Origin of the sequence: Streptococcus infantis (genome assembly GCF_000963255.1) — a bacterium.
Taxonomy (GTDB): domain Bacteria; phylum Bacillota; class Bacilli; order Lactobacillales; family Streptococcaceae; genus Streptococcus; species Streptococcus nidrosiense.
Genome location: NZ_JYOV01000017.1, coordinates 1 through 22,363, shown reverse-complemented (window position 1 = coordinate 22,363; position 22,363 = coordinate 1). Strand labels below are relative to the sequence as shown.

The following is a 22,363-nucleotide window of genomic DNA, read 5'->3' as shown; positions in this document are numbered from 1 at the left end:
AATGATGAACTTAGAAGAATTGAAAAAACGACAGGAGAAGATTCGTAACTTCTCTATTATCGCCCATATTGACCATGGAAAGTCAACACTAGCAGACCGTATTTTGGAAAAGACAGAGACAGTTTCCAGTCGTGAAATGCAGGCCCAACTTCTTGATAGTATGGATTTAGAGCGTGAGCGTGGAATTACTATCAAGCTTAATGCTATCGAGCTTAATTATACGGCTAAAGATGGTGAGACTTATATCTTCCACTTGATTGACACACCTGGACACGTGGACTTTACCTATGAGGTTTCACGTTCCCTAGCTGCCTGTGAAGGTGCTATTTTGGTCGTTGATGCTGCCCAAGGGATTGAGGCTCAAACTCTAGCAAACGTTTACCTTGCCTTAGATAATGATTTGGAAATCCTTCCAGTTATCAATAAGATTGACCTACCAGCAGCAGATCCAGAGCGCGTGCGAACAGAAATCGAAGATGTCATTGGTCTAGATGCTAGCGAAGCAGTATTGGCTTCAGCTAAGGCGGGTATCGGTATCGAAGAAATTCTCGAGCAAATCGTAGAAAAAGTTCCATCACCAACTGGTGACGTGTCAGCACCATTGAAAGCTTTGATTTTTGACTCAGTTTATGATGCCTATCGTGGTGTTATCCTCCAAGTTCGTGTCATGGATGGAGTAGTCAAACCTGGTGATAAGATTCAGCTCATGAGCAATGGTAAGACCTTCGATGTTACTGAAGTCGGAATCTTCACACCTAAAGCTGTAGGACGAGACTTCCTTGCGACAGGTGACGTTGGTTATATCGCGGCTTCTATCAAGACTGTTCAGGACACACGTGTCGGTGATACAGTAACCTTGGCGACAAATCCAGCGACCGAACCACTTTCAGGATACAAGCAGATGAATCCAATGGTTTTCGCAGGTCTCTATCCAATCGAGTCAAATAAATACAATGACCTTCGTGAAGCTCTTGAAAAATTGCAACTCAACGATGCTAGTCTTCAGTTTGAACCTGAAACTTCTCAAGCTCTTGGATTTGGTTTCCGTTGTGGTTTCCTTGGACTTCTTCATATGGATGTTATTCAGGAACGTTTGGAACGTGAGTTTAACATCGACCTTATTATGACTGCACCATCAGTTATCTACAAGGTTAATCAGACTGATGGTGAGTCTATGGATGTGTCTAACCCATCCGAGTTCCCAGATCCTACAAAGATTGCAACTATCGAAGAACCTTATGTTAAGGCACAAATCATGGTACCGCAAGAATTCGTCGGAGCAGTAATGGAATTAGCTCAGCGCAAACGTGGTGACTTTGTGACCATGGATTATATTGATGACAATCGTGTTAATATTATCTATCAAATCCCACTAGCTGAAATTGTCTTTGACTTCTTCGATAAACTAAAATCTTCGACACGCGGTTATGCAAGCTTTGATTACGAATTGTCAGAGTATCGTCCATCTAAGCTGGTGAAAATGGATATCCTTCTTAATGGTGATAAGGTGGATGCTCTTAGCTTTATCGTTCACAAGGACTTTGCCTACGAACGTGGGAAACTCATCGTTGATAAGCTCAAGAAAATCATTCCTCGTCAACAATTTGAAGTTCCGATCCAAGCAGCTATTGGGCACAAGATTGTCGCGCGTACAGATATTAAAGCTCTTCGTAAAAATGTGCTTGCTAAATGTTACGGTGGTGACGTTTCTCGTAAACGTAAACTCCTTGAAAAACAAAAAGCTGGTAAGAAACGCATGAAAGCCATCGGTTCAGTAGAAGTCCCACAAGAAGCCTTTCTCAGCGTATTGAGCATGGATGAAGAATAGTCGCTATGTGAGAATAGCATAGATTGTAATAAATCGATCAGTTGATTTAGATTGAAGAAAAGTCCATTTTGGACAATTTTCTTCAATCTTTTTCTTTCTTTTGAATCACTCAATTGATTTTGTAAAGTGTCAAAATACAGTAATTTTTTGACACTTTTCTCTTCATACTTTAAAATAGAAGTGAAAGGAGAGTTATCATGAAAAAAATAATAACTTTATCTACACTTTTACTTTGTAGTCTTAGTCTAATTGCTTGTAGCAATTCAGAGAAGACAAATGAAGTAAAGACAGAAGCCTCTTCTAGTGTTCAAGAAGTTTCAAGTCAAGAGCCTAGTTCATCGCAAAAGCAGACGGAAGAAACTCAAATAGTTGGATCTGATGATTATGGATATGTGAAAATTCCTAAATCATGGGTTCATTTCAAAGAAATTGAAGGTGGAGATGACATTCAGTATTGTGATGGGACGGATGTCAATATTGTAACTCTCAATACCTTTAAACCAGAGCAGTTTGGTATTAGTGAAAGTGAGTACACTGCGCTTGAAACTGTTCAAATCTCAACTAGTATTTATGAATCTAAACAGAAAAGTCAAGACTTTTCCAAGGTATGGGGGTCAAAATCAACTATCGGTGGCTATGAGGCCTATGTAGTAAACTGTATTGCTAAAAATGGTAAATACTTAATTATCTGGGTATTTAAATCTGATGATGGTAAGTTTAGATATGTTTCTCTGGAAGGTGTTCCAGAGGTATTAAAAAATCTTCTTCCAATGGTGGAAGAAAGTTGGACCAATAAAAAGAGTTAACATCGTGAAAACAGGAGTACTTCCTGTTTTTTTGTTTTACTTATTAAGAAATTTATAAAAAATATGTTTGAAATCATTAAATGTTTAATTCGTAAACAAAAAAAATAAATATCAAACAAAATACAACAAAAAAACATTGACAACGGTTTCATATAGTGTTATACTTGTACCATAAAAGTTAAATATGAAGGGAGAAGGTCATGGGATTAGATCATTTCTTTGACAAAGACCTAGTCTTTTGCTTAGAAGCAGATAATCAAGAGCAACTTTTCGATCAAGTTGCAACCCTACTGGAAGAAAAGAAAGTTGTTACAGAGACCTATCGATCGGCCTTGATTGAACGTGAAAAATCGTTCCCAACTGGTTTGGATATGGAGTTTTTAGGGAAGGATTTGCCTAACGTAGCTATCCCTCATACTGATACAATTCATAATCTAACTGAAAATGTTGTCGTGGTTCGTCTGGAAAAACCAGTCACGTTCCACAATATGATTGCACCTGATAAGGAAGTAGAAGTATCATTACTCTTCTTTATCATCAACAATTCAAGTTCAAGTCAAACAAATATACTTGCACAGTTGATGGACTTCTTTACAGGCAATGGTCATCTTGAAGCGCTGTCTAAGATTACGGAACCTGAAGCTTTGTTCCAATACATCTCAGAAGCGACTGCTTAATTTGTTAATAATTTTTATATAAAAACGGAGGAAATCCAAATGATTAAAATTCTTGCTGCTTGTGGTGCAGGTGTTAACTCAAGCCACCAAATTAAAAGTGCTCTTGAAGAAGAACTTTCTAACCGTGGGTACGATGTTCAATGTGATGCTGTTATGGTAAAAGATGTCAATGAAGACTTGATTAAAGGTTATGATATCTTCACACCAATCGCTGCTACTGATTTAGGTTTTGAACCAGGTATTCCAGTCGTTGAAGCAGGACCAATCTTGTTCCGTATTCCAGCTATGAGCGCTCCAGTCTATGACAATATTGAAGCAGCTATCAAAGAACATGGTCTAAGTTAATTATTAATTTGTAAATATTCCATAAAAATAAAGGGAGGAAAATTATGGATATCATTATCGAACTAGCCAATAAGCTGTTCAAACCTATCTTGGAAATGGGTGGACCGATCATCATGCTGATCATTTTGACTTTATTGGCTCTACTTTTTGGAGTGAAATTCTCCAAAGCGCTTGAAGGTGGTATCAAACTTGCCATCGCTCTTACTGGTATCGGTGCTATCATCGGTATGTTAAATGGTGCTTTCTCAGCGTCTCTTGCAAAATTCGTTGAAAACACTGGTATTCAATTGAATATTACCGACGTTGGTTGGGCACCACTTGCTACAATCACTTGGGGTTCAGCTTGGACACTTTACTTCTTGCTTGTGATGTTGATCGTCAACATTGTAATGCTTGCAATGAAGAAAACTGATACACTTGACGTCGATATCTTTGATATCTGGCACTTGTCTATCACAGGTCTTTTGATCAAATGGTACGCTGACAACAATGGAGTTAGCCAAGGAGTTTCACTCTTCATCGCGACTGCAGCAGTTGTTCTTGTTGGGGTTCTTAAAATCATCAACTCTGACTTGATGAAACCAACATTTGATGACCTTCTTAACGCACCAAGTTCATCACCAATGACTTCAACTCACATGAACTACATGATGAACCCAGTTATCATGGTTTTGGATAAGATTTTTGATAAACTCTTCCCAGGTCTTGATAAATACGACTTTGACGCTGCTAAATTGAATAAACGAATCGGTTTCTGGGGATCTAAATTCTTCATCGGTTTCATCCTTGGTATCGTTATCGGTTTGATGGGAACTCCACATCCAGTTCCTGGTGTTGAAGGTGCTGATAAATGGGAACTTGTTATTAAAGGTTGGTTGTCACTTGGTTTGACTGCCGGTGTCTGCTTGGAGCTCTTCTCATTGATCGGTTCATGGTTCATCGCAGCCGTAGAACCACTTTCACAAGGTATTACAAACGTTGCTACTAAACGTCTTCAAGGACGTAAATTCAATATCGGTCTTGACTGGCCATTTATCGCTGGTCGTGCTGAAATCTGGGCTTGTGCTAACGTACTTGCACCAATCATGTTGGTTGAAGCAGTGCTTCTTTCAAATGTCGGAAATGGTATCTTGCCACTTGCTGGTATCATTGCAATGGGTGTAACTCCAGCTCTCTTGGTAGTTACTCGTGGTAAATTGCTTCGTATGATTATCTTCGGAACACTCTTGTTGCCACTCTTCCTTCTTTCAGGTACACTTATCGCACCATTTGCAACAGAACTTGCTAAAGGTGTAGGTGCCTTCCCAGAAGGTGTAAGCCAAACTCAATTGATTACTCACTCAACTCTTGAAGGACCAATCGAAAAACTATTTGGTTGGGCAATTGGTAACGCTACAACTGGTGATATCAAAGCTATCCTTGGCGCATTAGTATTCCTAGTATTCTACGTTGGTATCTTTGCATGGTACAGAAAACAAATGATCAAACGTAATGAAGAATACGCAGCAAACGCAAAATAATTCGCTCCTAAAAATGTAAATTGTAAAAACTAGGTTGTCAGTTTCCAAATCTGGAGTCGACAGCCTAGTTTTTTAGGCCTTAAATAAATGGAGGTAATTCTAATGATTGAATTAAAAACAGAACAGTTAAGTGTACAGTTTCAAACTTTTGGTGGTGCACTTTCTTCGATAAAAGACAAAGATGGAATTGAATATTTGTGGCAAGGTGATCCAACTTACTGGAGTGGACAAGCACCTGTTCTATTTCCAATTTGTGGATCCGTTAGAAATGATACTGTCTTGTATGATCAAGAAGATGATAGTCAAGTAAAAGGTAAAATTCCACGTCATGGTTTGGTTCGAAAAAAAGAATTTGAATTAGTAGAACAAACAGAGAATTCTGTCACCTTTGCTATCGAAGATGACCAAGACATGTATGAGAATTATCCCTATCATTTTCGTCTAGAAATAACTTATACTGTTACTGGAAAGACTATTCGAACACAGTATCAAGTTACCAATAAGGAAACAGATAAGAAAATGCCATATTTTATTGGTGGACATCCAGGCTTTAACTGTCCTTTATTTGATGATGAAGCTTATGAAGACTACTATCTTGAATTTGAAAAGCCAGAAACTTGTACAGTTCCCAAACCATTCCCAGAAACAGGGATGTTAGATTTTCAAGATAGAAGTAGCTGGTTAAAAGAGCAAAAAGAATTGGATCTAAACTATGATTTCTTTAGCTATGATGCTGTGACGTTAGATGAATTAACCTCGCGCTCTGTTTCCTTACGGTCACGTAAGCATGATAAGGGATTAAAACTGGACTTTGAAGAGTTTCCAAACCTCATCGTTTGGTCAACGCTTAATAAAGGTCCTTTCCTTGCTCTGGAACCTTGGTCAGGTTTGTCAACTTCACTCGAAGAGGGCGATCATCTAGAAGATAAGAAAAATGTTCGAATCTTAAATCCAGGTCAAAGTGATCAAATTGGTTTTGATATAGAAATTTTCTAAAAAATAAACAAAAACAAACATAAACTGTTGACTTTTTTAAACAATAGTAGTATATTATGTTTAGAAAGAACAATTTGTGTTTGTTTTGACAAGTTATTCTTCCAATTTCTCCAAGGAGAAGTTACTAAGAGTGAATAGATGATTCATTCTTAATCTAAAATAGTCAACAAAACTACTAGTAACTATTTGGTGATGGTCATTTTCTTTCCAGAACCAAAATTTTTACTGGTCTATTATAAAAAAGGAGTATACAATATGTCTATTGTTATTGGTGCAGATGCTGCAGGTTTGAGATTGAAAGAAGTCGTTAAAGATTTCTTGGAAAAAGAAAACTTCCACGTTGTGGATGTTACAGCTGAAGGTCAAGACTTCGTTGATGTAACTCTTGCAGTTGCTGAAGAAGTTAAAAAAGAAGAACAAAACCTTGGTATTGTCATTGATGCTTATGGTGCAGGTCCATTTATGGTTGCAACTAAAATCAAAGGAATGGTTGCTGCAGAAGTGTCTGACGAACGTTCAGCTTATATGACTCGCGGTCATAACAACTCACGTATGATTACTATGGGTGCTCAACTTGTTGGTGACGAATTGGCTAAGAACATCGCTAAAGGCTTTGTAAATGGTAAGTATGACGGCGGTCGTCACCAAATCAGGGTCGACATGTTGAACAAAATGTGCTAATACTCTTCAAAAATCAAGATAATCTGTCGTCAGCTCACTTTAGCTAACCTCAGTTATGCTCGCAGCTCGCTTCCTAAGCTAATCTTGATTTTTCTTGAGTAAAGATAAATGATATTAGATTTATATAATTAATCGGAGGGAATAACTAATGAGAATTGCAATTGGATGTGACCACATCGTAACAAATGAAAAAATGGCGGTTTCAGAATTTTTGAAATCAAAAGGACATGAAGTCATCGACTTTGGTACTTATGACCACGCTCGTACACACTACCCAATCTTTGGTAAAAAAGTTGGTGAAGCAGTAGTTAGTGGCCAAGCTGATCTTGGTGTATGTATCTGTGGTACTGGAGTAGGTATCAATAATGCTGTTAACAAAGTTCCAGGTGTTCGTTCTGCTTTGGTTCGTGATATGACAACAGCTCTTTACGCAAAAGAACAATTGAATGCCAACGTTATCGGATTTGGTGGTAAAATCACTGGTGAGTTGCTCATGTGTGATATCATTGAAGCTTTCATCAATGCTGAATACAAACCATCTGAAGAAAACAAAAAACTGATCGCTAAAATTCAACACGTTGAAACTCATAACGATCATCAAACTGATGCCAACTTCTTTACAGAGTTCCTTGAAAAATGGGATCGTGGTGAATACCACGACTAAGAGGTGACTTATGATTTTAACAGTCACAATGAACCCATCCATTGATATTTCCTATCCTTTGGATGAATTAAAAATTGACACTGTCAACCGTGTTGTAGATGTTACGAAAACGGCTGGTGGTAAAGGTCTTAACGTTACTCGTGTCCTATCAGAATTTGGTGACTCTGTAGTCGCGACCGGGCTTGTCGGTGGTAAACTTGGTGATTTTTTAGTAGAAAATATTGATGATAAAGTAAGCAAACGTTTCTTCTCTATTCAAGGTGAAACCCGTAACTGTATCGCAATTCTACATGGAGAAAACCAAACAGAAATCCTAGAAAAAGGTCCTGAAGTTCAAGAAAAAGAAGGTCAAGATTTCTTGGCTCATTTCAAAGAACTTTTAGAGACTGTAGAGGTAGTAGCCATTTCAGGTAGTCTTCCAGCAGGACTTCCAGTGGATTATTATGCTAGTCTGGTTGAACTTGCTAACCAAGCTGGTATACCTGTTGTCTTGGACTGTTCAGGAGCTTCACTTCAGGCGGTTCTTGAATCTCCACATAAGCCAACAGTTATCAAACCAAATAATGAAGAATTGTCTCAACTTTTAGGAAGAGAAATTTCTAAAGATTTGAATGAATTAAAAGAGGTTCTTGAAGAACCCCTATTTGAAGGAATTGAGTGGATCATCGTTTCTTTAGGTGCTAATGGTGCCTTTGCTAAGCACGGGGACACTTTCTATAAAGTAGATATTCCAAGAATCCAAGTTGTAAACCCAGTTGGATCTGGTGATTCTACAGTAGCAGGTATTGCTTCAGGATTGTTCCATAAAGAATCTGATCAAGAATTACTGACTAAGGCGAATGTCCTTGGTATGCTAAATGCTCAAGAAAAAATAACTGGTCATGTCAATATGGCAAATTATCAAGGCCTATATGACCAACTAGTAGTGAAAGAGGTATAAAATGGTTTTAACAGAAAATAAACGCGCTTGTATGCAAAAACTCTCTAATGAGAATGGTATCATCTCAGCTCTTGCTTTTGACCAACGTGGTGCTTTGAAACGCCTTATGGCTCAATACCAAACAGAAGAGCCAACAGTAGCTCAAATGGAAGAACTTAAAGTCTTGGTAGCGGATGAATTGACAAAATACGCTTCATCTATGCTTCTTGACCCTGAATACGGACTTCCTGCAACAAAAGCTTTGGATAAAGAAGCTGGTCTTCTTCTTGCATATGAAAAAACAGGATATGATACTTCAAGTACAAAACGTTTGCCTGACTGTTTAGATGTTTGGTCTGCAAAACGTATCAAAGAACAAGGTGCAGATGCAGTTAAATTCTTGCTTTACTACGATGTAGATAGTTCAGATGAATTGAACCAACAAAAACAAGCTTACATCGAACGTGTTGGTTCTGAATGTGTTGCCGAAGATATTCCTTTCTTCTTGGAAATCTTGGCTTACGATGAAAAGATTGCTGATGCAGGTTCTGTAGAATATGCGAAAGTAAAACCTCGTAAAGTTATCGAAGCTATGAAAGTATTCTCAGATCCACGTTTCAACATCGACGTATTGAAAGTTGAAGTTCCAGTAAACGTGAAATATGTTGAAGGATTTGGTGATGGAGAAGTCGTTTACAGCCGTGAAGAAGCAGCAGCATTCTTCAAAGCTCAAGACGAAGCTACTAACTTGCCATACATCTACTTGAGTGCAGGTGTATCAGCTAAATTATTCCAAGAAACACTTGTGTTTGCTCATGATTCAGGTGCTCGTTTCAACGGTGTACTTTGTGGTCGTGCTACTTGGGCGGGTTCAGTTGAACCTTATATCAAAGAAGGTGAAGTAGCAGCTCGCGAATGGCTTCGTACAACTGGATTTGAAAACATTGATGAACTCAATAAAGTACTTCAAACAACAGCTACTTCATGGACTGAACGTGTCTAAATTTCCCCCCTTTTATGTCCTAAAACCTAGCTAAAAAACTTTTAAAAAAAGTTGTATGTAAAGGTTTACAAAATAAAAATCTTGTGCTATACTTAAATCACAAGTTAATACAAAGTGAGTGTTACTAAGTAATATTAGGCATGATCACAGATGACTCAGATGTATATTTTTTGAGTTCATTTGTGGTCATTTTTTATGCTCACAAAACTTAAATAATAGGGCAAGGAGGTTGCCATGTATCGGATATTAAATCCAATGAATAACAATGTTTCTCTCGTGCGGAATAGCAAGGGAGAGGAGTTGATCGTAATTGGTAAGGGTATTTCGTTCGGTAAGAAGAAAGGAGATTTGATTTCTGAGGATCAGGTTGAAAAAGTTTTTCGGATGAAAACAGAAGAGTCGCGAGAAAACTTTATGGCTCTTCTAAAGGATGTACCGCTTGATTTTATTACGGTCACTTATGAGATTATTGATAATCTTTCTAAAAAATATCAATATCCTGTCCAAGAGTATCTATACGTCACTCTGACAGACCATATCTATTGTTCTTATCAGGCTATTAGCCAAGGACGCTATAAGGATAGTAACTTGCCTGACATTTCTGCCAAATATCCTATCGCTTTTCAAATTGCACAAGAAGCTTTTGAAATTTATCGTCAAAAACTGACAGAAAATTTTCCTGAAGACGAAATCATTCGTATCGCTTATCATTTCATCAATGCCGAAGGTGAGAGTGAAGTCGAAGTTGTTGAGTCGATTGATAAGAGAAAGGAAATTTTAAAGAGGGTCGAAAGCGTTTTGAAGAGTTATAAAATCCAGCGAACATCTGAAAATAATAATTTCTACGACCGCTTTATGATTCATCTAAATTATTTCTTGGATTATCTGGATCGTAGTCGCGATGATAATCAATCCTTGCTCGATATGGAAGAACATATAAAGAATACCTATCCAGAAGCATTCGAGATTGGTAGCAAAATTTATGAGGTCATTGCTCAGGAAACTGGTCTTGACCTCTACAAGAGTGAACGAGTTTATCTTGTTCTACACATTCAACGTTTATTGTCATAACATCTATTAAAAAATATAAGGAGTATTCTATCATGAATAGAGAAGAAGTAACATTGTTAGGTTTTGAAATCGTAGCCTATGCTGGCGATGCTCGTTCAAAATTATTGGAAGCTTTGAAGGCTGCTGAAGCTGGTGATTTTGCGAAAGCGGATAGCTTAGTTGAGGAAGCTGGTAGCTGTATCGCTGAAGCACACCACGCACAAACGAGTCTTTTAACCAAGGAAGCTGCAGGTGATGATTTGGCTTATAGTGTGACCATGATGCACGGTCAAGATCACTTGATGACAACTATCTTGCTAAAAGATTTGATGCATCATTTAATTGAACTTTATAAAAGAGGAGCTAAATAATGAATAAGTTAATTGCCTATATCGAGAAAGGGAAGCCTTTCTTTGAAAAGCTATCTCGAAATATCTATCTTCGTGCTATTCGTGATGGATTTATCGCTGGAATGCCAGTCATTCTCTTCTCAAGTATTTTTATCTTGATTGCCTTTGTTCCAAACTCTTGGGGCTTTAAATGGTCTGATGAAGTTGTAGCACTTTTGATGAAACCTTACAGCTACTCAATGGGAATTCTAGCACTTTTGGTAGCTGGAACCACTGCTAAATCTTTAACAGACTCCGTCAATCGTAGTATGGAAAAAACCAACCAAATCAACTATATGTCAACGCTATTGGCGGCTATTGTTGGTTTATTGATCTTGGCGGCTGATCCAATCGAGGGTGGCTTTGCAACTGGTTTTCTTGGAACAAAAGGTTTGCTTTCTGCCTTTCTTGCAGCATTTGTAACTGTAGCTATCTATAAGGTTTGTGTCAAGAACAACGTTACTATTCGCATGCCTGACGAAGTTCCACCCAATATCTCACAAGTCTTTAAAGATGTTATTCCATTTACGCTTTCAGTAGTTTCACTTTATGCTCTTGATTTACTAGCTCGTCAGTTTGTCGGTGCAAGTGTAGCAGAATCAATCGGTAAGTTCTTTGCACCTCTTTTCTCAGCAGCAGACGGTTATCTTGGTATTACTATTATCTTTGGTGCTTTTGCCTTCTTCTGGTTTGTCGGTATTCACGGCCCATCTATCGTTGAACCTGCCATTGCAGCGATTACTTATGCAAATGCTGAAGTCAACTTGAACCTTCTTCAACAAGGTATGCACGCTGATAAGATCCTTACATCTGGTACACAAATGTTTATCGTCACTATGGGTGGTACAGGAGCAACTCTTGTAGTTCCATTCATGTTTATGTGGTTGTGTAAGTCTAAGCGTAATCGTGCCATCGGACGTGCTTCAGTAGTTCCTACATTCTTCGGTGTAAATGAACCAATCTTGTTTGGTGCTCCACTTGTATTGAACCCTATCTTCTTTATTCCATTTATCTTTGCACCTATTGCAAACGTATGGATCTTTAAGTTCTTTATCGAAACTCTCGGCATGAATTCATTTACTGCCAACCTTCCATGGACTACGCCTGGGCCTCTAGGTATTGTTCTTGGTACAAACTTCCAGTTCTTGTCATTTGCTCTTGCAGCATTGTTAATTGTAGTGGATATTGCAATCTACTATCCATTCCTTAAAGTTTATGACGAACAAATTCTTGAAGAAGAACGTTCTGGTAAAGCCAACGATGAATTAAAAGAAAAAGTAGCCGCAAACTTCAATACTGCTAAAGCTGATGCTATCCTTGAAAAAGCTGGAGTAGAATCAGCACAAAATACAATTACAGAAGAAACCAACGTACTTGTTCTCTGTGCAGGTGGTGGAACAAGTGGACTTCTTGCAAATGCTTTGAATAAAGCTGCTGCAGAATACAATGTTCCTGTGAAGGCCGCTGCTGGTGGTTACGGTGCTCACCGTGAAATGTTGCCAGAATTTGACCTTGTTATCCTTGCTCCTCAAGTAGCATCAAACTATGAGGACATGAAGGCTGAAACAGATAAACTTGGAATCAAATTGGCTAAGACTGAAGGAGCTCAATACATCAAGTTGACTCGTGATGGTAAAGGTGCTCTTGCCTTTGTTCAAGCGCAATTCGATTGATGATAGGGACTGTAAAACAGTCTCCTATCATCACGGAAATCGCTATGGCAAATTTCCTAATCGCCTTGTTAATTCGTCGGTAAAAAAATATCGTTTTTACCTCCTCATGTCACAATTCGACTAACCTTAGGGACTGTGAAACAGTTTCCTATCATAACGGAAATCGCTATGGCGAATTTCCTAATCGCCTTGTTAATTCATCCGTAAAATATTGTTTTTACCTCCTTGAGTCACAATTCGACTGACCTTGGGGACTGTAAAATAGTTTCCGGATTATATATTTGTTTTTCCCCTTTATGTCACTATTTGGTGACTTTGTACAAGAAGTGAGACGGAGATGGATAGCTTACTAGCTCCTCTCCGCTCGCTTTTCATTTTATCCAATCAAGAAATAGGTGAAAAAATGACAAAAACACTTCCTAAAGATTTTATTTTCGGTGGCGCAACAGCAGCTTATCAAGCAGAAGGTGCTACACATACAGATGGTAAAGGTCCTGTTGCATGGGACAAATACCTAGCAGATAACTATTGGTACACAGCTGAACCAGCTAGTGATTTTTACCATAAATATCCAGTAGATTTGCAGTTGGCAGAGGAATACGGGGTCAACGGTATCCGTATTTCCATTGCTTGGTCACGTATTTTCCCAACTGGTTATGGTGAAGTAAATCCGAAAGGGGTAGAATTCTATCATAACTTATTTGCTGAATGTCATAAACGTCATGTAGAACCGTTCGTTACTCTTCATCACTTTGATACACCTGAAGCTCTTCACTCAAACGGAGACTTTTTAAATCGTGAGAATATCGAACACTTCGTAGATTATGCTGCCTTCTGTTTTGAAGAATTCCCAGAAGTAAACTACTGGACAACCTTTAATGAAATCGGCCCTATTGGAGATGGTCAGTATTTGGTTGGGAAATTTCCTCCAGGTATCCAGTATGACCTTGCCAAAGTCTTCCAATCCCACCACAATATGATGGTTTCTCATGCTCGTGCTGTGAAATTGTACAAAGACAAAGGCTATAAAGGTGAAATCGGGGTTGTTCACGCCCTTCCAACTAAGTATCCATTGGATTCTAAAAATCCTGCAGACGTTCGTGCTGCTGAGTTGGAAGATATCATCCACAACAAATTTATCTTGGATGCTACATACCTTGGACACTATTCAGATGCAACAATGGAAGGTGTAAACCACATCTTATCAGTAAATGGTGGTAGCTTGGATCTTCGTGAGGAAGACTTTGCAGCACTTGAAGCAGCGAAAGATTTGAACGACTTCCTTGGAATTAACTACTACATGAGTGACTGGATGGAAGCCTTTGATGGTGAAACTGAGATCATCCACAATGGTAAAGGAGAAAAAGGAAGCTCTAGATACCAAATCAAAGGTGTTGGACGTCGTGTAGCTCCTGACTATGTACCTCGTACTGACTGGGACTGGATCATCTACCCTCAAGGTTTGTATGATCAAATCATGCGTGTCAAGAAAGATTATCCAAACTACAAGAAGATCTACATCACTGAAAACGGACTTGGATACAAAGATGAATTTGTGGACAAAACTGTTTACGATGATGGCCGTATTGATTATGTGAAACAACACTTGGAAGTATTGTCTGATGCGATTGCAGAAGGTGCAAACGTCAAAGGATACTTCATCTGGTCATTGATGGACGTCTTCTCATGGTCTAATGGTTATGAAAAACGTTACGGACTTTTCTATGTTGATTTCGATACACAAGAACGTTATCCTAAGAAATCTGCACATTGGTACAAAAAACTAGCTGAGACGCAGATTATTGAATAAGCTAATCAAAGAATAAAAATAGCTTACCGTTACTAATATACATAATATGGGATTTAGTTTTGCATAGAGCATGACTAAATCCTTTTTATCTAGATTTTACCTGAAAGTCAAAAAAATTCTTGACAGATTTATGTGATAGGAGTAAAATCTTAACTAGTTAAATAACTGGTTAAGTATATAGGGAACTAACTCAATCACTCAAATCTTGTTTGATAAATAGAAGGAGGAGTTTTAAAAGTGAGTAATTTTTCTAAATAGATATTTAACCAGTTAAGTAAGTTCTTTAGGAAAAAGTGTAGTACTTCTTTAACGAATAAATGAAATAGAAAGTGTATTAAGATGAAAATCAATAAAAAATATGTACTTGGTTCAGTAGCTCTTTTGGCTTTAAGCCTTTCAAGTTATGAATTGGGGCGTTACCAAGCAGTACAGACTAGCAAAGAGTCTAATCGTGTGTCTTATATAGAAGGAAATCAGGCTAGTGCTAAGACTGAAAATCTGACACCAGATGAGGTTAGTCAGCGAGAGGGAATCAATGCTGAGCAGATCGTCGTTAAAATTACCGATCAAGGTTACGTGACTTCACATGGGGACCATTATCATTACTTTAATGGCAAGGTTCCTTATGATGCTATTATCAGCGAGGAACTCTTGATGAAGGATCCGAATTATCAACTTCGAAATGAGGATATTGTCAGCGAAGTTAAGGGTGGTTATGTCATTAGGGTTGATGGTCGCTATTATGTATACCTCAAGGATGCTTCCCAAACAGAAAATATTCGTAGTAAGGATGAAATCAATCGTCAAAAGCAAGAACATGGTCATGATGGTGGAAAAATTAGTAATGAAGTCGCTCTAGCAAGGGCTCAGGGACGTTATACGACGGATGACGGGTATGTTTTTAATGCAAGTGATATTATCGAGGACACTGGTGATGCTTACATCGTTCCACATGGCAATCACTTCCACTATATTCCTAAGAGTGATTTGTCCGCCAGTGAATTAGCTGCTGCCCAGGCTTTCTTATCTGGAAAAGGTGGCCAATTAAGTACCGTTGAATATCGTTCAAGCAGAGGAGAAACAAAATCTAGTGTGAGAACGAGTCAAACTGAGACACCTCAAAATCCTGCAACAGATTCTGAAAGTCAAAGTGAGGATTTAGCTAGTTTCCTTCAAGAATTGTACGCTTTGCCACTTAGCCAACGTCATGTGGAATCTGATGGATTAGTATTTGACCCAGCACAGATTACAAAACGTACTGCAAATGGTGTGGCAGTTCCTCACGGGGATCATTTCCATTTCATTCCGTATTCGCAAATGTCTGCTTTGGAAGAAAAATTGGCTCGAAATTTGCCAATTGGAGGTCAGCCAATTCAAAGTCATGCTGATAATCCGAAACCAAGCAGTTCTGAGAAACCATGTTCAACCATTAAACCAAACTTTAATCTCAATACGCCGGCACCGAATCGAGGAACTGGAGGAGCCTATACAACGGATGATGGGTATGTCTTTAGTCCGACAGATGTGATTGAAGATACAGGAGACGCTTTTGTTGTACCGCACGGCAATCATTTCCACTATATCCCTAAGAGTGATTTGTCAGCAGGAGAATTGGCTGCTGCCCAAGCTTATTGGAATGGTAAACAAGGCGCACATTCCTCTATAAGTTCAAGTAAACCAAGTAGTGATAATTCTAAGCCAGCTCAACCAAGTTTGACAGAGACTCCAAATCTGACTGTCACACCAAGTTATCATCAAAATCAAGGGGAAGACATTTCAACACTTTTAAGTGAATTGTATGCAAAACCTTTATCAGAACGCCATGTGGAATCGGATGGTCTAGTCTTTGATCCGGCACAAATCATCAAACGTACTGCAAATGGTGTCGCAGTGCCTCACGGAGACCATTATCACTTTATTCCTTATTCACAAATGTCTGATTTAGAGCAGAAGATTGCAAGAATGATTCCGTTAAAAGGGCAAAATGGATTAAACGAAATTGTTACAGATATTAAACCTTTAGCATCAAAAGAAGTAGTTCATAAGTTCTTAGGACAATCAATCAAAGCTTATGGAAAAGGTTTAGATGGTAAACCTTATGATACGAGCGATGGATATATATTTACCAAAGATTCCATCGATTCTGTTGATAAATCAGGTGTTATTGCCAAACACGGAGATCATTTCCATTATATGGGATATGGTGAATTAGAACAATTCGAATTGAATGAAGTTGCCAAATGGATTCAAGAAACTGGTAAAAATCCAGATTCCATCGTTTCTTCAGTACACTCAGATGAGGAGGAAAGACCAAAGTTTGATTATAAAAAAGTAACTAATAAAATTTCTAGAAATAGTAAAGTTGGTTATATAATTAATGAAGGTGGTAAAGATTATTTTTATTCACGTGAAGAACTCGATCTTACTCAAATAGCTTTTTCTGAGCAGGAACTAATGCTTAAAGATAAAGATAATTATCGTTATGATATTGTAGAAACAGAAATTAAACCAAGATTAGCTGTTGATGTATCTAGCTTGCCTATGCATGCAGCCAATACTACGTATGATACTGGAACTTCCTTCATTATTCCGCATATCGACCACATTCACGTCGTACCTTATTCTTGGTTAAATAGTGAGCAAATAGCAACTATAAAATATGTAATGCAACATCCTGATGTGCGTCCTGAAGTTTGGTCAAAACCAGGTCATGATGATGCTGGATCTGTTATTGCTAATGTGACTCCTCTTGAAAAACGCGCTGGAATGCAGAATTGGCAAATTATCCATTCTGCTGAAGAAGTTCAGAAAGCTCTTGCAGAAGGTCGATTTGCAACTCCAGATGGTTATATTTTTGATCCGAAAGATGTATTGGCAAAAGAAACTTTTGTATGGGAAGACAAATCATTTAGTATTCCAAGAGCGGGAGGTGGTTCATTGAGAAGTATCACTAAATCCGACTTGTCAGAAGTAGAATGGAAAGAAGCACAAGACTTAATAGCAAAAAGAATAAAAGAAAAAGAATCCAAAACTGAAACGTCTACATATCCTAATAAAGAATTAAAACCTGATTCAAACAATACTGAAAATAGTGATAAGAATAATACTGCTGTAGATAAAAATGAGGAGCAACCGAAGAAAAATACAGGGGAGAATAAGACTGGTACAACCAACGAAATTCCTTCAGAAAATAAAGAGAATTCCAAAGAAGAAAATGATGATGATTTACCAGACTATGGGTTAAATAAAGTAACTTTAAATGAACATATAGAAAAGTTAGCGAAAATTGCCCAAATTGATCCTAAGTTTCTAATCTTTCAACCAGATGGGGTTCAGTTTTACAATAAAAACGGTGAATTAGTGATGTATGACATTAAGACACTAAAACAAATAAAACCTTAAAAGATTTTTATTAGTTATAATCTATTCGAAAGGATATTATTCGATTTTTGATTGAATAATGTCCTTTTCTTTGTTAAACACTGAAATTTGCTGTCTTAAAAAATGAATCAAGGAGTTCTAAAACAATTAAAAGTCAAATGATAAAAATGACTAGTGAGAAAAAAGAATGAAATCTAGTTCTCACTTTTTTCATGAAAATGCAAAAAAATATTGACATTTTAAATTTTAAGGAGTAAAATGTTTACTAGTTAATTAAATGGTTAAATACTAGTTAAGGAGTTGTTATGAAAAAAAGAAGTATCCTATGGCTCATGCTGGCCTTCTTTGCTCTCGTTTTAGGAGCTTGTGGACAAAAGACCAGTCAAGACAAGAGTGATGAAACAAAGGGGATGAAGATTGTGACTAGTTTTTATCCTGTCTATGCTATGGTCAAAGAAGTTTCAGGTAATCTAAATGATGTTCGGATGATTCAGTCTAGTTCTGGTATCCATTCCTTCGAACCTTCAGCAAATGATATTGCAGCCATCTATGATGCCGATGTTTTTGTTTATCATTCTCATACATTAGAGTCATGGGCGGGAAGTTTGGATCCAAGCCTACAAAAGTCCAAGGTAAAGGTGTTGGAAGCATCTGAAGGTATGACCTTAGAGCGCGTGCCTGGCTTAGAAGATATGCAGGCTGGAGATGGGATTGATGAGAAGACCTTGTATGATCCTCACACATGGTTAGATCCTGAAAAGGTTGCAGAAGAAGCACAGATAATTGCTGATAAGTTATCCGAATTAGACAGTGCCAACAAGGATACCTATCAGAAAAATGCACAGAACTTTAGTGCTAAAGCTCATGACTTAACCAAGAAATACCACCCCATCTTTGAAAGAGCTAATCAAAAGACCTTTGTAACTCAACACACAGCCTTTTCATATTTGGCAAAACGATTTGGACTCAATCAGCTTGGGATTGCAGGAATATCTCCTGATCAAGAACCAAGCCCAAGACAATTGACTGAGATCCAAGAATTTGTAAAGACTTATAAGGTCAAAACTATCTTTACAGAGAGTAACGCTTCATCAAAGGTAGCTGATACACTTGTCAAATCAACAGGTGTGAGTCTGAAAACCCTCAATCCTTTAGAGGCCGACCCACAAAATGACAAGTCCTACTTAGAAAACCTAGAAGAAAATATGGCTATCTTAGCTGAAGAATTGAAATGAGGAGATTATGAAGATTAATAAAAAATATCTAGCAGGATCTGCAGTGGTCCTTGCTTTAAGTGTCTGCGTTTATGCTTTGAATCAACATCAAGCACCTGAGAAAAAAGATGATAATCGTGTATCCTATGTTGACGGTAAAGGATCTGAAGCTAAGAAGAATGAATCTCTGACACCAGATCAAGTTAGCAAGAAGGAAGGAATAGAAGCTGAACAGATTGTTACCAAGATTACTGATCAAGGTTATGTGACTTCCCACGGCGACCATTTCCATTACTATAATGGTAAGGTACCTTATGATGCAATCTTTAGTGAAGAACTGGTCATGAAAGATCCGAACTATCAGTTGCGTGATCAAGATATTGTCAATGAGATTAAAGGTGGCTATATCATCAAAGTGGACGGTAAATACTATGTCTATCTAAAAGATGCGAGTCACGCTGATAATATTCGCACCAAAGAACAAATCGAGCAGCAAAAACTAGAACACACATCAGATAGTGGTAGTGCAAGTGAGGAAGTTCTTGCTGCCAGAGCACAAGGTCGATATACAACGGATGATGGTTATGTCTTTAATGCTGCAGATATTATTGAAGATACAGGGGATGCTTATATCGTTCCTCACGGTGGGCATTATCACTACGTTCCAAAGAGTGCCCTATCTTCAAGTGAATTAGCAGCAGCTCAAGCCTATCTAGCTGGAAGAGGAAGTCAACCAAGTCTAACGGATTATAAACCAAATCCAAGTGATACACCAAGTTCTCAAGCCGATAGCCCAGCAACAAGCATCCCAGTAGATCAAGAGGATAGCCTCCAAAGTCTTCTCGCTCAGTTATATGCTTTACCAGTTAGTCAACGCTATCAAGAATCTGATGGTTTGGTATTTGACCCAGCTAAAATTACCAGTCGAACACCATCAGGAGTTGCGATTCCACACGGCAATCACTACCATTTCATTCCTTATAGTAGTATGTCTGCTTTGGAGCAAAAAATTGCTCGTTTGATACCACTTGGCGGTGCCCTAACACTAACAAAGCCGTTAGAAAATCAAAATAAACCAACAGTTCAGCGTGATCATGAAAATGTAAGTCATAAGAACCATCATGAGGATGAACATGATCATGGCTTTGCCGCTGAGCGTGTAATTAGAGAAGATGAGCAAGGTTTTGTAGTTTCACATGGGGACCATGCCCACTATTTCTTCAAAAAAGATTTGTCAGCAGAGCAGATAAAGGCAGCGCAAGAGCATTTGCATGGACATGGCCGAACAGAAGTTCCAAAAGATAATCAAAACACTCATAAAGAGAATGAAGTGAAACACGAGCATCATGAAGATGAACATGATCACGGCTTTGCCGCTGAGAGAGTGATTAGTGAGGATGAGCAAGGTTTTGTGGTTTCACATGGAGACCATGCTCACTATTTCTTTAAAAAAGATTTGTCAGCAGAGCAGATTAAGGCAGCGCAAGAGCATTTGCATGGGCACCATCAGGTAGAGCCTGTAAAACCTCTTGCCAAGACTGTAGAAAGTTTCTCTCGAGATGCCAGAGATGAAGAAAAGATAGCTTATATCTCTAAAACCTATGGTGTTCCGCTTGAAGCGATTCGTATTTCAAATGGATTCTTTGTATTTGGAAATCCAGACCAGGCTTACGACCCAACTCACATTCACCCTTATGCAGTTCGAAAAGAACACGTTCGTATTCCGCTTCAAACAGGCGATGCAGAACTTGATTTCCTAAACGAACTCTATACAACTGCACTTCGGGATGGTGTCTCTCCATATAGTTTGCAGGTGGAAAATGGCAGCTTCGTCATTCCTCACGGAGACCATAATCACTACATTAAAGTGCAGACTAAAGGTTATGAAGTGGCTTTGAAACATAAGATTCCTGCCTTACAATCCAACTATCAACCAGGTGCCTTTGATGAATCTACTGTTCAAAATAAGGTTGATCAACTTTTAGCAGAAAGTCGCGAAGTTTACAAGGATAAACCAATTTTACAAAGACAAATTGAGCTTGCCTTGGGACAATTCTCTGAAAATATGAAGAAGCTCTCAACAAACTCTACAGCTGGTTATCTGGCTGCTTTAGATCTCTTTGACAAGCAGTATATTCACGTTGATTCTAGTGTAAAACCAACAGAAATCAGTCCATTAGACAAGAAATATCAAGCTTTAGTAGATAAGATTAATACCTTGGATACGGATGCTTATGGACTTCCTAAAAAGGATCTCTTGGCTCAACTCCAAGAAAATAAATTGGCTCAAGATGAGGCTGGTTTAGATGCAGTTGAAGCTAAACTAGAAGCACTGCAGGACTTTAATGATCGTACTGGAGTTACAACAGTCGAGTACATTAAGTATTTCTATCAACATTTATCTGATAATCACTTAAATGACACTCTTAGAAATAAAGTTGCCAACTTAACTTGGACCCTTTATCAGTCACAATCCTTCCTTAAGGCGACTGACTTAAACAAACTCTTCCCTGAAATCTATCAAACAAAATTAGAGGTAGAAGAAGCAGTGAAGAAGGAATCAGTTGCTCATAAACCTTCTGAAACGATTTTAGATACTGAAAAAGTGGATGGTCATAGTGCTAAAACGGCAGTCTATGAATTTTTGAAAGGTTTGTATGATGATATTAAGCCTGAGGAACAAAGCAATCATGTTCGAAAAGGTCAAGTAGAAGAACTCTTAACAAAAGCTGAAGAGTTAGTGGCTCAAGTTAAAGAAGAAGGAGTGAAAGCTTCACTTGCTGACGAAGTGAAAAATCTGAAAGCTGCTCTAGATAAAGAGGACGCAGACCTTGATGAACTAAACACGCAAGTTCAAGATCTTCTGAAGCGTATTTCTCAAACCATTCAGACTGAACGTGAGAATGCCAATCAAGACCCAGAGGTTTTAGTTCTTTACCAAAAACTATACAACGGAGTTATTGCCCTTCATACTTATTTGGAAATGAATAATGGTTCTGATGCGGACTTTGAAAAAGTGGATGCTTTGTTCGATAAATTGTCAGCTGCGAGCAAAGACAAACAAGCTCTTCTAGCACTTGCGCAAGAAATTGTCTCATTAAACCAAGAACTTCAATCCAAAGCTAAGCCGAATGAAGCAAGTTCTGAAACAACTAGCAAACAAGTAAGCGACAAACAGACTGAATCAAGCAATCCAACGACTAGTTCTCCTGAAACAAGCGAGAAAGAAGTCAACTAAAAAAGAAGTAGCTTTGCTACCAATGTCATTAAGTTAGTAATCTAACTATTTGAATAGGAGATAGGATTGAGATCATCAAAGTGATTCTCTATCCTATCTTCTATTTTTTTTGCATAACAAATAAAGGTTTTTTCACCCTATTTTTTGAGATTTATGTTACTCTATAGAT

At 38.1% G+C, this 22,363-nt stretch carries 17 protein-coding genes; all 17 read left to right on the top strand.

Features of this window, described 5'->3' with window-relative positions:
* Positions 1 to 4: 4 nt before the first annotated feature.
* On the top strand, positions 5 to 1,828 hold the full coding sequence (lepA, locus tag TZ96_RS06600; protein ID WP_045763401.1) for a translation elongation factor 4: 1,824 nt from the start codon (positions 5 to 7) through the stop codon (positions 1,826 to 1,828).
* Positions 1,829 to 2,025: 197 nt separating this feature from the next.
* Positions 2,026 to 2,634 carry a hypothetical protein gene (locus TZ96_RS06595; RefSeq protein ID WP_045763400.1) on the top strand — a complete coding sequence of 203 codons (609 nt, stop codon included), beginning with the start codon at positions 2,026 to 2,028 and terminating at the stop codon, positions 2,632 to 2,634.
* Between the two features lie 200 nt (positions 2,635 to 2,834).
* Positions 2,835 to 3,311, top strand: coding sequence for a PTS sugar transporter subunit IIA (locus tag TZ96_RS06590; protein WP_000521965.1), 477 nt, complete (start codon positions 2,835 to 2,837; stop codon positions 3,309 to 3,311).
* A gap of 39 nt (positions 3,312 to 3,350) precedes the next feature.
* Positions 3,351 to 3,656: a PTS sugar transporter subunit IIB gene (locus TZ96_RS06585; protein WP_000590576.1), complete on the top strand. Its 306-nt coding sequence runs from the start codon at positions 3,351 to 3,353 to the stop codon at positions 3,654 to 3,656.
* A 44-nt stretch (positions 3,657 to 3,700) separates the two neighbouring features.
* Complete coding sequence (locus TZ96_RS06580; RefSeq protein ID WP_045763399.1) at positions 3,701 to 5,176, top strand: PTS galactitol transporter subunit IIC; 1,476 nt, start codon at positions 3,701 to 3,703, stop codon at positions 5,174 to 5,176.
* 102 nt (positions 5,177 to 5,278) lie between these two features.
* Complete coding sequence (locus TZ96_RS10240; RefSeq protein ID WP_075228560.1) at positions 5,279 to 6,172, top strand: aldose 1-epimerase family protein; 894 nt, start codon at positions 5,279 to 5,281, stop codon at positions 6,170 to 6,172.
* 255 nt (positions 6,173 to 6,427) lie between these two features.
* Positions 6,428 to 6,853 carry a galactose-6-phosphate isomerase subunit LacA gene (gene lacA, locus TZ96_RS06570; RefSeq protein WP_000029280.1) on the top strand — a complete coding sequence of 142 codons (426 nt, stop codon included), beginning with the start codon at positions 6,428 to 6,430 and terminating at the stop codon, positions 6,851 to 6,853.
* Positions 6,854 to 7,001: 148 nt separating this feature from the next.
* Entirely contained in the window at positions 7,002 to 7,517 is a 516-nt protein-coding gene (gene lacB / locus TZ96_RS06565) for a galactose-6-phosphate isomerase subunit LacB (protein ID WP_001216925.1), read from the top strand.
* Positions 7,518 to 7,527: 10 nt separating this feature from the next.
* Complete coding sequence (locus TZ96_RS06560; RefSeq protein ID WP_045763398.1) at positions 7,528 to 8,457, top strand: tagatose-6-phosphate kinase; 930 nt, start codon at positions 7,528 to 7,530, stop codon at positions 8,455 to 8,457.
* Between the two features lies 1 nt (position 8,458).
* Complete coding sequence (gene lacD / locus TZ96_RS06555) at positions 8,459 to 9,439, top strand: tagatose-bisphosphate aldolase (RefSeq protein WP_045763397.1); 981 nt, start codon at positions 8,459 to 8,461, stop codon at positions 9,437 to 9,439.
* A 234-nt stretch (positions 9,440 to 9,673) separates the two neighbouring features.
* On the top strand, positions 9,674 to 10,510 hold the full coding sequence (locus tag TZ96_RS06550; protein WP_045763396.1) for a PRD domain-containing protein: 837 nt from the start codon (positions 9,674 to 9,676) through the stop codon (positions 10,508 to 10,510).
* Between the two features lie 32 nt (positions 10,511 to 10,542).
* Positions 10,543 to 10,860 carry a PTS lactose/cellobiose transporter subunit IIA gene (locus tag TZ96_RS06545; RefSeq protein ID WP_045763395.1) on the top strand — a complete coding sequence of 106 codons (318 nt, stop codon included), beginning with the start codon at positions 10,543 to 10,545 and terminating at the stop codon, positions 10,858 to 10,860.
* A complete protein-coding gene (locus TZ96_RS06540) occupies positions 10,860 to 12,551 on the top strand; it encodes a lactose-specific PTS transporter subunit EIIC (RefSeq protein WP_045763394.1) in 1,692 nt (563 codons plus the stop codon). Before TZ96_RS06545 ends, TZ96_RS06540 begins: the two co-directional genes overlap by 1 nt.
* Before the next feature lie 403 nt (positions 12,552 to 12,954).
* Positions 12,955 to 14,361, top strand: coding sequence for a 6-phospho-beta-galactosidase (gene lacG / locus TZ96_RS06535; RefSeq protein ID WP_045763466.1), 1,407 nt, complete (start codon positions 12,955 to 12,957; stop codon positions 14,359 to 14,361).
* A 339-nt stretch (positions 14,362 to 14,700) separates the two neighbouring features.
* Entirely contained in the window at positions 14,701 to 17,763 is a 3,063-nt protein-coding gene (locus TZ96_RS06530) for a pneumococcal-type histidine triad protein (protein WP_045763393.1), read from the top strand.
* 284 nt (positions 17,764 to 18,047) lie between these two features.
* The gene (locus TZ96_RS06525) at positions 18,048 to 18,977 is read left to right on the top strand and encodes a metal ABC transporter solute-binding protein, Zn/Mn family (protein ID WP_045763392.1); all 930 of its coding nucleotides are present in this window, start codon (positions 18,048 to 18,050) and stop codon (positions 18,975 to 18,977) included.
* A gap of 7 nt (positions 18,978 to 18,984) precedes the next feature.
* Positions 18,985 to 22,194 carry a pneumococcal-type histidine triad protein gene (locus TZ96_RS06520; protein ID WP_045763391.1) on the top strand — a complete coding sequence of 1,070 codons (3,210 nt, stop codon included), beginning with the start codon at positions 18,985 to 18,987 and terminating at the stop codon, positions 22,192 to 22,194.
* The last annotated feature ends 169 nt before the right edge of the window (positions 22,195 to 22,363 follow it).